This is a genomic window from Streptococcus sp. KHUD_012, from assembly GCF_052588255.1.
In genome coordinates this window covers 598,966-612,730 of record NZ_CP159355.1, presented here as the reverse complement: position 1 = coordinate 612,730, position 13,765 = coordinate 598,966, and the positions used below count along the sequence as shown (strand labels likewise).

General features: G+C 44.0%; 9 protein-coding genes. 3 read left to right on the top strand and 6 right to left on the bottom strand.

Annotation, left to right across the window (positions count from 1 at the left end; genetic code table 11):
- Positions 1 to 13: 13 nt before the first annotated feature.
- From ABVF55_RS02960 to ABVF55_RS02935, 6 genes are all read right to left on the bottom strand, one after another.
- Complete coding sequence (locus tag ABVF55_RS02960) at positions 14 to 814, bottom strand: energy-coupling factor ABC transporter ATP-binding protein (RefSeq protein WP_155199861.1); 801 nt, start codon at positions 812 to 814, stop codon at positions 14 to 16.
- Positions 801 to 1,637 carry an ABC transporter ATP-binding protein gene (locus ABVF55_RS02955; protein WP_045759846.1) on the bottom strand — a complete coding sequence of 279 codons (837 nt, stop codon included), beginning with the start codon at positions 1,635 to 1,637 and terminating at the stop codon, positions 801 to 803. The genes ABVF55_RS02960 and ABVF55_RS02955 overlap by 14 nt, the downstream gene beginning before the upstream one ends.
- A complete protein-coding gene (locus ABVF55_RS02950) occupies positions 1,613 to 2,404 on the bottom strand; it encodes an energy-coupling factor transporter transmembrane component T (protein ID WP_171963570.1) in 792 nt (263 codons plus the stop codon). The genes ABVF55_RS02955 and ABVF55_RS02950 overlap by 25 nt, the downstream gene beginning before the upstream one ends.
- Positions 2,404 to 3,006: a hypothetical protein gene (locus ABVF55_RS02945; RefSeq protein ID WP_021153833.1), complete on the bottom strand. Its 603-nt coding sequence runs from the start codon at positions 3,004 to 3,006 to the stop codon at positions 2,404 to 2,406. Before ABVF55_RS02945 ends, ABVF55_RS02950 begins: the two co-directional genes overlap by 1 nt.
- 332 nt (positions 3,007 to 3,338) lie before the next feature.
- Positions 3,339 to 8,738, bottom strand: coding sequence for a Cna B-type domain-containing protein (locus tag ABVF55_RS02940; RefSeq protein WP_445285505.1), 5,400 nt, complete (start codon positions 8,736 to 8,738; stop codon positions 3,339 to 3,341).
- Between the two features lie 305 nt (positions 8,739 to 9,043).
- On the bottom strand, positions 9,044 to 10,099 hold the full coding sequence (locus ABVF55_RS02935; protein WP_445285504.1) for an acyltransferase family protein: 1,056 nt from the start codon (positions 10,097 to 10,099) through the stop codon (positions 9,044 to 9,046).
- Between the two features lie 118 nt (positions 10,100 to 10,217).
- Here ABVF55_RS02935 and pabB point away from each other — a divergent pair, with 118 nt between their 5' ends.
- The 3 genes from pabB (at position 10,218) to ABVF55_RS02920 (ending at position 13,752) form a co-directional block, all read left to right on the top strand.
- Complete coding sequence (gene pabB, locus ABVF55_RS02930; protein ID WP_445285503.1) at positions 10,218 to 11,945, top strand: aminodeoxychorismate synthase component I; 1,728 nt, start codon at positions 10,218 to 10,220, stop codon at positions 11,943 to 11,945.
- Positions 11,945 to 12,559, top strand: a complete 615-nt coding sequence (locus tag ABVF55_RS02925; protein WP_445285502.1) for an alpha/beta fold hydrolase — start codon at positions 11,945 to 11,947, stop codon at positions 12,557 to 12,559. Before pabB ends, ABVF55_RS02925 begins: the two co-directional genes overlap by 1 nt.
- Before the next feature lie 284 nt (positions 12,560 to 12,843).
- Positions 12,844 to 13,752: an ABC transporter ATP-binding protein gene (locus ABVF55_RS02920; protein ID WP_201089029.1), complete on the top strand. Its 909-nt coding sequence runs from the start codon at positions 12,844 to 12,846 to the stop codon at positions 13,750 to 13,752.
- The last annotated feature ends 13 nt before the right edge of the window (positions 13,753 to 13,765 follow it).

The window sequence follows — 13,765 nt, the reverse complement described above, 5'->3', positions numbered from 1 at the left end:
GAGGTGACTTTTTCTATACATCTCGATTTTTCTGGCAATAATCATTAACCGATAAATATGTCTGTGAATCACCCAGCGACTCCGCTATGTCCATAATCCGCGGTGGTAGTAATCCCACTCGCTGGACAAGTTCGTGATCGCTGAATAATTCCCGTGGACTGCCGGCGAAGCCAAACTTCCCGTGTTCCATAACATACACCGACTCAAACTCGGTGGCGACCCAATCCATGTCATGGGTGATGGTCACAACTTGGTGGCCCGAATCAGCCAACTGATGGAAAATTGCGGTCAACTTGCGCCGGCTTTCCCAATCAAGCGACATCATCGGCTCATCAAATAAATAAATCGCCGGATCCACTGCTAAAACTGTGGCAACGCTCAACAGCTTGCGTTCCGACAATGACAGGTCATATGGACTTTCAGCTGTTTTATCATCCAAGCCAACTCTTTTTAGAGCCGCTAAAGCCCGCCTCGTAATCGTGTCGTGGTCATCCATGACCTGCGCGACACTCCACTCCACCTCTCGTTGAACGGTCGGGTTGAAAAGCTGATCGTCAGGATTCTGAAAAGTAATCCCAACCTTCAGTAACTTTTCGACTGGTTTAAGATCATTAAAATTTTCTCCATCGATCTTAATCACACCGGTTTGTGGTGTCAGCAAGCCCGTCAACAATTTGAAGAGCGTTGATTTGCCGGCACCATTTTGGCCGACAATCGCCACCATCGGATCGGCGAAGAGTTTGTCTTCAACATCCAAGCTAAAGGACCGTTCCGGATAAGTGAACGTCAGGTGGTTCAGTTCAATTGTGGACATAACAAACCTCCTTCAGTTCAGCGTCATTCACCGGATACCGGCCATCAGCCAAGTGCCAATCCATTTTTTGAGCAAGTTGCTGGATTGTCGGGGCTGGAATCTGCCAGTCAGCTTCCAAATGATTAAACACCTCACCCGGCCTGCCCTGGGCTACCATTTGACCCTCGTGCAGCACCCACACAACGTCGGCGACTTCGCACAAATCGTCAATTTCACTGGTGACAATGAAGACAGTCGTCTCTTTGACTTGGGCCAGCCATTGGAAAAATTGTCGGCGGCCAAGGGGATCCATCTGACTGGTCGGATCATCCATAATCAAAACAGCCGGGTTAGCCGCAATCGCCGTGGCAATTGCCAACCGCTGGCTCTGACCACCGGAAAGGCTTTCGGGACGCAAATTCAGCTGTTCAATCAGCCCCATTTGCGTTGCAACTTCTTCAACCCGTTTTTGAATCAGTCCTTCAGCCATTCCCTGATTAATCAAGTCAAAGGCGATTTCATCGGCAACCGTGTCTGCCAACCCGCTTAGTTGGCCAGCTGGATTTTGCAGTACAACTCCATTCATGGCATTATAAACGGGCCAATTGTCGGACACTCGCTGGCCAAACATGTGCCAGTCGCCCTCAATCTCAGCAGACACCATTTTGGGAATGACCCCTGCCAGCACACGGCACAAAGTCGATTTGCCGGAGTGGCTATTCCCGATAATCCCAACCACCTGGCCGGTATGAACCTCCGCGTTAATCTGACGCAGTTGTGGTTGCTCAGTACCCGGATAACGGGTGGTCAAATTTTCAATTACAATCCGTTTATCTTCGTCCATATCTTCCACCCAATCAATAAAATTGCCAATCCAGTCAGACCAATGTGCAGCGTCCGCGACAGGCGATACACGCGCTGGGAGGTTCTGACAGTCCGGTTGGGATTATCAAAACCTCTCAGTTGGAGAGAAATCGACCGCGCCATCGATTGATCCAAGGTCTTAATCACCAATGGAATTAGAACCGGCAGGACTGACTTTAATTTCTGAATCAACGTTTTTTGCGGATTGGTTCCGCGAACTTTTTGTGCCTGCTGGATTTTCCGCATATTGCGCATCATTTCCGGCAAAATATAACACACCGACATCAGAACGTAGACGGTTTTATAAGACAATCCGGACAGTTCCAAATAGGCCGCGTTTTCTGAAATACTCGTGGTCACCATAAAAAAGCCACTGGTCAAAATAATCACCAATACTCGACAACCCAGAGTGGTGGCGTAAATCAGGCCTTCTTTGTAGAACGACACCCCAAGCACAGAAAACAGCACAGTTTGATTCCGACTGTAAAATAATCCTTGGATGATCAGCATGGTGCAAATCAGAAACAAGCTGAATCCCAGCGCCTTAAAGATGGTAGAACTCAATTTGGAAAATAACAATAGCAGTGTTGCGACAAGAATTAATCCGGCCTGAAGCAATAAATTCATACTGGCAAAGCTCAACAACGTCATGTCCAAGATGAACAAGAGCTTAGTAATCGGATCGATCACCTGGTACCACTTGAGCTTGACCCGTGGCGCTCCAGAAATCAATGTTTGATCAGTCATCATTTATCACCGCTAAAGAAGTGCACCATCCGCTTCGGCAGCTGACGATAGATGAAGAATGCCAGGTAGGCCACGCAGACTTTATCCAAAATATCCAAGACAAACTCATCGGTAAATGAGGCCAGCCACACTGGTGCATGATTGGCGACCATTACCGCAAACAATGAGTCACCCCAAGCGATACCGGTCTGACCACCCCAAAAGATGACGTTGAGTGGCGTTGAAATGACAGCTGAAACGATGGCAATAATAATAGCAGAAACAAATACTCGTCGCGCTGACGAGAACCACCCATTGGCGTGCAAAACTCCGACAGCAATCCCAATTCCGATGCTGGTAATCGCATACACGGTTGAAATTGGCGATAAGGTCAGCCCATAGATCACGTTGTTGATGAAACCACTGATGGCACCGGCAACCGGCCCAGCCAACATGCTGGCAAGAAAGGTTCCCAAAGACCCCAGCCAAACGGGCAACTTTAACCCCTCCGCCAAGGCTTTGGCAACATAGTTAATCCCCACGGCAGCGGGAATCAAAGTCATGGTGGCAGCACTTAACTTAAATTTCCACATACTGGTACGATGAATCGGTTCTGTTTTCATAATCTTCTCCTTTTGTTTTTAAAGAGCCGTGTCTGTTTAGACTTTCGGACGCAACGCTCTATAGATTTTCGATTTGAACCGCTTCTCCTTTCACAGATCCCTTAGTCGACATCAGGGATTTTCTTGAAAATGATTGTTCAACAGTTCACAACTAATCATACTCCGATTTTCATAGAAGTCAAGAATTTTCTGAATTTTTTTTGAAAACGTTCGGGAATTAAAAAATAGAGCAAGCGCCCATGAGAATGATCGCAAGACAATTATAAGAGGCCACTATAAAAAAACAAACACCATCTCTGGTGTTTGTTTCATTTTATAAAGGAAGCACTAGCTTATTTTTTCTTTTTCTTCAAAATATAAGCTGCAATGCTTGCCAAGACAAAGGCTAAAACTAGGCTAATAATAGAGATGGTCGTACCTGTATTTGGTAAGAATCCTAAGATCTTGCCTGGTTTCTTCGGCTCTGGTTGGCTTGGTTTTTTAGGTTCAGGTTGACCCGGTTTCTTTGGTTCAGATGAACTTGGAGGAGTTGGTTGTTTTGGAGTTTCTTTTGGAACATGCTTGTTAGTAATCACAACATTTCCTTTACCATCCTCGTCGTTACGAGCTTCATAGCCCTTTGGAACACTGACTTCTCTCACTGTATAAGTGATGGTGTTTCCATTTGCTTTTTCATTTAAATCTGCAAAGGTATGGGTCCACTTGTTTTCAGCTGACAATTCTACTTCTTGACCGACTTTTTGATCATTGGCATAGAGTTGAACGCGAATACTCTTCGGACGAATTCCATCCTTGTCATTCTCATCATCCCACTTCTTAGTGACCGTGACGCTTGTCTTACCAGGTGCATGGGTATTGGTAATGGTATAAGCAGCCTGATCAATTGTAGTCGTATATTCAGCTACCTTCTCTTCTTGAAGAGTATAGACGATTTCTTTTCCATCCTTGAATTTTGGTAGACCTGTGAAACTTTCTTTCCAATCTGTCGCATTCGTGAGTTCTTTTTGAGCAACTTTTTCACCATTGGCAAGAAGATTCACAACGATACTTGCTGGACGAAGACCATCTTGATTGTCTTGGTCATTCCAAATCTTGGTCACTGGAATATCGATCACCGCTGGCGTATGCGTATTGGTCAAGATCGTATGAGCAGCGTCAGAGGTATCGGCAGTGACTTGGTAGCCTTCAGGAACAGAGACTTCTTCCACACGGTAGCTGATAGCTTGACCAGCTTTCTTTTCAGCTAATTTGCTAAAGGTATGAGTCCATTGATTGTCCGCTGACAATTCAACTGGGTCTCCTACTTTTTCATCCCCAGCATAGAGTTGAACCTTAATGGATTTTGGACGAAGACCATCTTGGTTGTTGGCATCTTCCCATTTCTTCGTGACTTTCATCTCTGTCAAAGCTGGTTCATGCGTATTGGTCAAGACAACATTGGCCTTGTCCTTATCATTTACCGTTACTTTGTAACCATCTGGGACAGTTACTTCTTTGACTGTATATGCAATTGCTTTTCCAGCTGCCTTGGCATCAAGGTTTTCAAATGCACCTTTCCAGTCATTCGCAGCTGAAAGTTCTAATACTTGATCGGTCGCAAGACCATCTTTGTACAATTGAACTTGAATGCTGGCTGGACGAAGGCCGTCTTGGTTGTCTCCATCTTCCCACTTCTTGCTCACTTCTACTTTGGTCTTTTCTGGTTCGTGCGTGTTGGTCACGACTACTTGACCTGGATTGCTTGCTTCGACGGCTTGTGTGTAGCCTTCTGGAACATCGATTTCTTTGACTGTATAGTTGATAACTTGGCCAGCTTTCTTCTCATCTAGGTTTGAGAAGGTATGGGTCCATTTGTTATCTGCTGACAATTCAACAGCCTTACCAACCTTTTGATCACCAGCATACAATTGAACCTTGATTGTTTTTGGACGAAGGCCATCTTGGTTATTGGCATCCTTCCAGTTTTTCGTAACAGTCAGGCTTGTCTTACCTGGTTTGTAAGTATTGGTAATTGTAGTGCCATCAATCTTAGTGGTGTAATTGTCCACTTTGTCTTCTGTCACTGTGTAGACAACTTTTTGTCCATCTTTATAGACTGGTAGATCTGAGAAGGTATGAGTCCATTCATCTCCTTCACCAGTCAGATCAAGAGCTTGAACCTCTGTTCCATTTGCCAAGAGGTGAACTTTGATGGTAGATGGGCGAAGACCATCTTGGTTTTGTGCATCATCCCAGACTTTCTTGACTGTAACCGTCGTGGTCTCAGGAGTGCGCTTGTTAGTGATGGTGGCTTTTCCATCTGTGAAGCTAGCTTCTTCTGTATCGACCGTATAATGAGTCGGAACTTTCACTTCTTTAACAGTGTAGGTATTGAGTTTGCCATCACTGTCTTTATCTGGAAGATTCGTAAAGTGGGCTTTCCAGTCTGTTGCGGCTGAAACCGTGACTGGTTTTCCTTGAGCTTTGCCATTCTTGTAGAGTTGGAATTCCACACTTGCTGGGCGAAGCCCTTCTTGGTTGTCTTGGTCATCCCAAACTTTTGAAGCTTCAAGATCGAGATACTTGATATCTGCTTCATTAGCGATCTCAACTGGGACTGCTTTTGAGCCAACTGCTTTTCCATCCACCGTGACGTGGTAGATTTGTTTGTCCGCATTATAGGTGACAACCACAGCATGTTCTGTTTCATCCAACTTGTAGTTTTCAGGTGCTTTGGTTTCTTTAAGTGTGTAGGTTCCTTCTGTTAAGGTGTTAAAGGAAAGTTCCCCTTTTTTATCAGAAGTTGCCGTCGCAACAACAGCACCATTTACATCAGTTAAGGTAAATTCAGCACCTTCAAGAACTTTCTTAGGATCATCCTTGTCCACCTTCTTGACTTGGAAAGCAGCCGAGAAGATTTGTGCAGTTACGGTATTAGACTCACGATTTCCTTCGTGACCTTTCGCCTTGTAACCAAACTGGTTATGAGCTTGAACAAGACCGGAACGACCGCCGTTGTCTTCATTATCTTTGGTGCGTTTTTGCATCAAGGCCTTGACTTCATCGGTCAATTCACTTGGATTCACGACTGGGACACCAAAGCTTGCTTCTCCACGCGCAGGAATCGTGGTTCCTGCATTTGCAACTAACTTGATTCCTGTTACTTGACTGTAATCAGACACAGCTGTCGTCCAGATATCCTTGTCAGCAGCTTGCGCCATGGTATCTGTCGTAACGCCTGTATCAGTTGTATAGTAGACCGTCCATCCTTCTGGAGCTGTCACTGGTCCACGAAGGCTGACCGTGTATTCTGTCATCCGACCAGATCCGTCTAGTGTGTTAACGTCTTTTACTTTTGGTAGGACATCATAGACGACTCCGTCTTCTACTGCCTTATCCGTATTATTTTTAATGGTGAGTTTGTAGTTAAAGGTTTCACCTGGTTTGAAGGTACGTGTCACAATCGAAGCGTCTGACAGGTCATCATTTTTAGCGATATATTTGCGTGCATAGATTCCTTCAGCCGCAACAATCGTATAGTTTGATTGAGCATATGGAATTTTATCCGTTGTTGAACCATTTCCGTTCAGATCATACACATCTTCCGTGACCCGATCAGGGTTGGCATTTTCAAGATCGTGGATGCCGTTTCCAGCTACATAAACTTTATTGGTGAAAGTCCCACCATCGTCTTTCCCTTTCAGATCGGCCACGATAAATGGTAGACGCACGCGATTAAGATCTTGAAGAGAAGCCTTAATAAACTCTTTTTGATCCAAATGCATGATGAGAGCTGTCCGTCCAGAATTGTGGTAGTTTTCAATGACATCGTAGCTCTTTAAGAATTTCATACCTTTTTCATTAGAGGCAAGGTTTCTTTCAAAATCTTTATAGTCGACTTTAAGGGTATTTGGATCATACAGATCAATGATTCGCAGGTCTCCATAATCCTTATCAGGATCTAAAACTACTTTGGTTGCCATCAAACCAAAACGAATATTTTCTCCATCAGTATAACGAACATCATTGTAATCCGTCGTTTTTGAAATCTCAAAGCTTTCCTTCAAAGGAATCAGCTTAAAGGTCCAATCTGATGTTTGGTCTTTAGCAATATTTGATTGTGTTTGATAAGTGACACGACCTGTATTCTTGAATTCATTCTTGGTCGCATCATTTTCATCGTAACGAGTCTTTTCTGGATCTTTGAAGCTTGTATAGGTATTGAGGCGAATTCCTTGACCAGATTTTAGGACAAAATCATCCTTCATTTCCATCCGCCAACCGACAACGGTTCCATACTTGGTTAAGTCGATAAAACCATTGCCGTCTTTATCGGTTTCTGGCTGAACTTCTTTTTGACTACCATCTTCTAAAGTAAGGATGATGCGTTTCACATATTTGCTAATATACTCACCAATACCGTAATTTCCTTGCATAAGACGAGCGTAATCAATCTTGGTGAATTTTAACCGAGAGTCCACTGTCTCATCATAGAAAACAAAATTCTTTTGTGTCGAAGGAGTTTTATTATCAAAAGCGATGATCCATTTATAGTTTGCTGCCTTGTATTCAGTTGAATCATAGACATCACCATCTGCTTTTTTGGCAAAACTTCCAGCCCCTTCCAGGTCACGAGAGGTCAAGCGGAAAATAAGAGAATCTTCAGCTGTAATATCCGGTTCTCCCTCTCCACGATTGGCAGGAATTCCCACAATACTTCCTGAGTTTGTCAAATCCTTACTAAGGACGTCTTTGAGAGTCTGGTCCTTTTCCAAAACTAAATCAGGAAACTTCAAGTAAAGGTAACTTGTATTCTTGATTTTTGCCATGAATTCTTGGTGATAAGCTGCTGGATTACCGTTTGCATCTGCTGTAAACGTCTTAGAAACGGTGCCATCTCCATTATCTACCCAGCCTTCAGACTTAGCTGTATCTAAAACTGCTGTCCGGGTATTGCCATTTTTATCTGTATAGGTTGGCAACTTATCGGTAAGCGTTACTGATTCTAATTGACGATATTGTCCCCCATACTGTCCTTGCATTCCCTCCAATTGAAATGCAAATGGAACAGATGATGGGGTTTCAATATAATTTTTTCCGTCAGCCCCTTTGACAACACCAGGCATGGCTTCCGCATAGTCCTTGGACATGGCTTCGTTCAAGTTTTGGTTGATATACTTGGTTAAGCGATAGTCATTGTACTTGGGTTTCCAAATGATATCATTGAGTTTTGCTTCTTGACCATTGATATTCAAGGTACCCGTAATATCCAATGAATAATTGGTCGGTGCATAACCGACTTTAAATTTTCCAATAAATGGGAGAGTCAGGACCTCTGACTTTTGGTAATTGTTAAAGTGAAGTGTGACTTGATAATCATCCCCAACTTTTGTAACCGTTGGCTTGTCATGCTCTGAAGCACTATTGAAGTCAGGGAAACTAACTTCTCGTAAGTACTTTCCAGGAACCTTCAAGGTCACCGTTACTTCATTAATATCCGTTGTCAAATTCTTAGGGGTGATCTGGATATAACCAGACATGGTATCCCCTGTGTAATAGGACATCCCATCTGGATGGTTCTGTTTATCTCCATACATAAGGGTAACATCCAAGGCCCCATTATCCCCGACTGCTAGCTCATTGGCAAAGGCTGTGATCGCCCCTTGACCAATTTGACCTAACATCATGAGAATCGTTAAAATGGCAAATCCTTTTTTAAGGAAGAGTTTCCATAATGAACTCATCTTCTTCATTTTGTGTCTCCTTTATTTATTATCAGCCCAGACGAATAGGCTTCCACTCCTATTCTATCATATCGATTTTCTAAAAACTCCTATTTATAAAATAAAATTGTAATATTTTTGTAATATAGACACAATTAAGTAAAATGTTTATATTACAAATCACTAAATGGTACTGATTTCACCTTTCTTTTATCCAAGGGCAAGAAAATAAAACATCTATAAATGAGGTGGAGTAGGCCTACCAATCCTTATTCCCTCTTAATTTGTCCATACAAAAAACCTCAAACACAACTGTTTGAGGTTTGTACACCCTACTATCGTTTGGTTATTTCATCTAACTCTTCACCATTTGAAGGAATCTTTTGTTTTGCCCTTCTCTCTCGTACCCATAGCATAGCCAGCCCAAAAAGATGGCTGCCAAACAAGGCCGTCACAAAAATCAGTTTACCCCTGTCTGGATAAGAAAGAGGGAGAGTCCTAAAGCCATAGCGAGCCCACTCGATAAAGATCGGATGGGAAAAGTAAAGGGCCATACTCATCTGCTTTAAATACTGTAAATTATAGCTTTTCAAAAAGGACGATCGCAGGCAGGCATTGACAAAATAAACGGTCACAAAAGGAAGAAGAAAGAAAAAATTCTTATCAATTCCTTCATGTTGAAAAATGATGATCCCTTCTAGACAGAGCAAACCAAAGGCAAGAGCTAGCTTTTGCCAACGGTGAATGCTAAAAGTTTGTGCATGAAAATGATCATACAGATAGTATCCCATATAGATAAAAATGGGCGTGTAAAAGAGACCATTTCGCGCTGTAAAAAATAGGTTGCTGTAGAGCTGGTAACCTTTGAGAAGACTTGTGGTGTCCAGATAAGCCGAATAGGTCTCGATCAAGCCCCAGCAGTAAAGAAGAAAGGTGATCAACCCCGTCCAAACCATACCTAGGTGTTTGACCAATTGATTGACCAAAAACAAACCCAGCAAAAAGGCCGGGATATACCAGAGTTGGTAGCACATTCCCAGATAGATCAGTGCGATGAGAACACCTGCTGGAAAAAGATAGATAGGAAGATGGAGACTAGAGAAAAAGAGCCAGGCATAAGGAAGGTAAACAAAACTCCAAAACAAATAGGTTTTTACGATTTTGAGCAGATAGGCCTTCATTTTCTGAGAATTCCCTAGGGATTGCTTGAGGAAAAAGCTGGCACAGACGATAAAAAATGGCACCGCTAGCCGGCCGAGCATACTCTTAAGACCAAAATGCAGTGGCTCATAGGAGGTCAAGCGACCACTATGCACCAAAATCACTGCAATCGCAAAGAGGTATTGAAAAAAGCTGATACTAGAGGTGTTATAGAGGGGATTCTTTTGCATGGTCCTACTCCTTGCCCAAAGCAGTTTCTATGGTTATTTTAGCATGAAAGGAAAGGCCAAGCAAGGAATCTTACATCCTTATCTACCTTTTTTCCTCTATTTTTGATATACTCAAAGCATGCATAAACAAACCATCATTGATTTTAAAGAGCTTGGTTTGCGCCACCTTTTCACCAAGCCCATAAAGGAATTAAAAACTAGAAACCTCGACCAGGTAGAGGCTCTTCTTAGAGAAGTCGAAGCCTACCAGAAGCAAGGCTTTTATGCTGTTGGCTATGTCAGCTATGAGGCTGCTCCTGCTTTTGAGAAAAAGTTTGCTGTCCATCCAGCCCCTCTTATGGGAGAGTATCTCATCTATTTTACGATCCACGAGGAGGTCGAAACCCTTCCTTTTCCAGAGGACTATGAAGCTGTGGATCTTCCAGCCAATTGGAAGGAAGAGGTAGAGGCGCCTGCTTATCAAGAAGCCATCAAGACCATCCATCACCATATCCGCCAAGGAGATACCTACCAGGTCAACTACACTGTCCAGCTTTCTCAAGAGCTAAAGTCTGATCCTTTGGCCATCTATAATCGCTTGGTGGTAGAGCAAAAGGCCCATTACAATGCCTTCATCCAGCACGATGATGTCTCCATCCTCTCTATCAGTCCTGAGCTCTTTTTTGAGCAAGACGACCGACTACTGACCACGCGCCCTATGAAGGGAACGACGCGCCGTGGTCTCACTAACCAAAAGGATCTTCAGGAGGCTGCTTGGCTAGAAGCCGATCCGAAAAATCGAGCAGAAAACATGATGATCGTCGACCTCCTCCGCAATGACATGAACCGGATTTCGGAGATTGGAAGTGAGCAGGTGACCCATCTTTGCCAAGTTGAGCAATACTCCACTGTTTGGCAGATGACCTCGACCATTGAAAGTCGCTTGCGATCTGAGATCGACCTGGTCCAAACCTTCCGAGCTCTCTTTCCTTGTGGCTCGATTACAGGGGCACCGAAGATCTCCACTATGGAAATCATCCAAAAGACGGAGAAGGCTCCTCGAGGTGTCTACTGTGGAACGATCGGCATCCTTCTTCCAAAAGGGAAACGGATTTTTAATGTAGCCATCCGGACCCTTCAAATGCAGGGGGATCAAGCCATCTATGGCGTGGGAGGAGGCATCACTTGGGACAGTAAATGGGAAGGTGAATACCAGGAAACCAAGCAAAAATCGGCGGTTCTTTACCGGCAAGAGCCTCGATTTGAGCTCCTGACGACTGGCCGCATCCACCAAGGAGAGTTGACTTTCCTGGAGCAACACCTAACCCGTTTGAGGGAGGCTAGTCGCTACTTTGCCTATCCTTATGATGAGTCGAAGCTCCTGAAAGAACTTCAAGAAGAACTCGCTCATTTAGATCTCAACCTTGACTATCGTTGTCGGATCGCCTTGCAAAAAAACGGGACCTTTCACCTAGTAATCACGGAGCTGACAGACTTGCCCGCTAGCTATCTACAGGCCCAACTGACAGAGCAGAAGCTTGATTTAGCGACGCCATTTACTTATTTCAAAACGAGTCAGAGAGACCATCTAGGCCAGTCAGATCAGGAGCAAATTTTCCATCTGCCAGACGGAAGCTTGCTAGAGACGACGATTGGCAATCTCATCCTTGAGATTGACGGCAAGCTCTATACCCCACCAGCTCATCTCCCTTTGCTGGACGGCATCTACCGGCACCATCTTCTTGAGACCCAGCAGGTGGAAGAAAAACTCTTGACTCTGAACGATTTAACAGACGCTGATCGTATTTATGCCTGCAATGCTCTTCGTGGTCTCTACGAACTCGATTTTCAAAGAAAGGATTCCTGATGAAACTTATTTTTTTACATGGACTAGGGCAAGATGTCCTCTCTTGGCAAGGAGTCCAATTTGCACTTTCACCCTTGCACTCCAAAACTTTTGATATTTTCTCCCATCCAAAAGAAAGCTATCAGGAAGTCAAAGAAAGGTTGATGGAGCGCCTCCAGCAAGAAAGCGAACCCTTTATTCTGGTAGGACTCTCACTAGGTGGCGTGCTCGCTCTGGATCTCTCCAGACAAGACTTCCCGCAACTCAAGGGCTTGGTCCTTGCGGGAACTCAATACAAACTCAATACCAATCCCCTCTATCGGCTCCAGATCCTTCTCTTTCGTCTACTTCCCAAGCATGTCTTTGAAAAACAAGATGCCAATAAACAACAGATGCTTCAAATCTTGACCGAATTAAAAGGGCTCAATTTAACCGATACCGTTAAAGCTTGCCCTCTTCCTAGCTTGGTTGTTTGTGGTAGCAGAGATTGGGCCAATCAATCTTCTTCTAAAAAATTGGCCAAACTCCTGCCAAAAGGTCGCTATCAAGAAATCGCAAACGGAGGCCATCTACTCAATACCGAGAAACCCTATGAACTCGCGCAAGCCATCAAAGAGTTTGTCGCTGGGTTTTAAAATGAAGAGGCTGGGACAAAAGTCCTAGCCTCTCAATTATTTTTGGATTGTCGAGCAAGACGCAGTGGTTGAGTGGGCTCTACTACGCTGATTTCATCAGCTTTTACAGCCCTACTCAACTGTGCGGAGGTGGGACGACGAAATCGAATTCTAACGAATTACCGATTTCTGTCCCTCTCTCTTTTTTAGAAATATTTGAGAATTGCTTGATAGTTATTTGAAAAGCAAGCTGTATACTAAGAGTGTAAAGAAAACAACTAGTCATTTGGACGAAGGAGAAAACCATGGAAAAAGTATTAGAAATTTCCCATTTGAGCAAAAAATTCGGTCAACAATACGCCTTAAATGATGTGAATCTCACCATTCGCAAAGGCGACGTCTACGGCCTCATCGGTAAAAATGGCGCAGGAAAAACCACCCTCATCAAGGTCATCACCCAGCTGATTCAAGAAACTGACGGAAGCGTCTCTCTCTTTTCTTCTACAAATCGCTCCCAGTGGACGCAAGCCCTAAAACGGGTTGGTTCCGTCATTGAGAGTCCTGTGGCCCATAAGCATATGACCGCTTATCAAAACCTGGTCTATTATTGCAAAGCTCGCCATATCCCCAATCCCGACCAGGTCATCAAAGAAACTTTGAACTATGTGGGTCTGAATAATACTGGTAAGAAGAAATTCCGTGATTTTTCACTGGGGATGAAACAACGGTTGGGAATTGCCATCGCGCTCATTGCAAAGCCCGACTTCCTCATTCTAGATGAACCCATCAATGGCCTTGATCCGGTCGGAATCAAGGAATTCCGTCAGATGATCAAGCGTCTCAATGATGAACTCGGCATGACCATCCTCATTTCCAGTCACATCCTCTCTGAACTCTATCTGGTTGCCAATCGTTTTGGCATTGTCGACCAAGGACGCCTAATCAAAGAAATTAGCAAGGCTGAATTCGAGGAGCAAGGCGAAGACTACATCATCCTCAAGACCAGCCAGCTTGCCCTTGCGAGTCAACTGATTCAAGATCAACTCCATCACCGTATCAAAGTCATCGATAAGGATGGTGAAATCCATATTTTCGGACAAACTCACGATATTAAAGTCATTGTCAAAGCTCTCGTTCAAGCAGATATTGATGTGGACGAAATCTACTATGCCCGCCAAGATCTGGAGAAATTCTTTACGGACTTGGTAGACTAGTCAACCCACCGTC

Bases quoted from the DNA above. Each gene is read 5' to 3' on its own strand.
- ABVF55_RS02945 (WP_021153833.1), bottom strand. From the start codon at position 3,006: ATGAAAACAGAACCGATTCATCGTACCAGTATGTGGAAATTTAAGTTA.
- ABVF55_RS02935 (WP_445285504.1), bottom strand. From the start codon at position 10,099: ATGCAAAAGAATCCCCTCTATAACACCTCTAGTATCAGCTTTTTTCAA.
- ABVF55_RS02960 (WP_155199861.1), bottom strand. From the start codon at position 814: ATGTCCACAATTGAACTGAACCACCTGACGTTCACTTATCCGGAACGG.
- ABVF55_RS02955 (WP_045759846.1), bottom strand. From the start codon at position 1,637: ATGGACGAAGATAAACGGATTGTAATTGAAAATTTGACCACCCGTTAT.
- ABVF55_RS02925 (WP_445285502.1), top strand. From the start codon at position 11,945: ATGAAACTTATTTTTTTACATGGACTAGGGCAAGATGTCCTCTCTTGG.
- ABVF55_RS02950 (WP_171963570.1), bottom strand. From the start codon at position 2,404: ATGACTGATCAAACATTGATTTCTGGAGCGCCACGGGTCAAGCTCAAG.
- ABVF55_RS02940 (WP_445285505.1), bottom strand. From the start codon at position 8,738: ATGAAGAAGATGAGTTCATTATGGAAACTCTTCCTTAAAAAAGGATTT.
- ABVF55_RS02920 (WP_201089029.1), top strand. From the start codon at position 12,844: ATGGAAAAAGTATTAGAAATTTCCCATTTGAGCAAAAAATTCGGTCAA.
- pabB (WP_445285503.1), top strand. From the start codon at position 10,218: ATGCATAAACAAACCATCATTGATTTTAAAGAGCTTGGTTTGCGCCAC.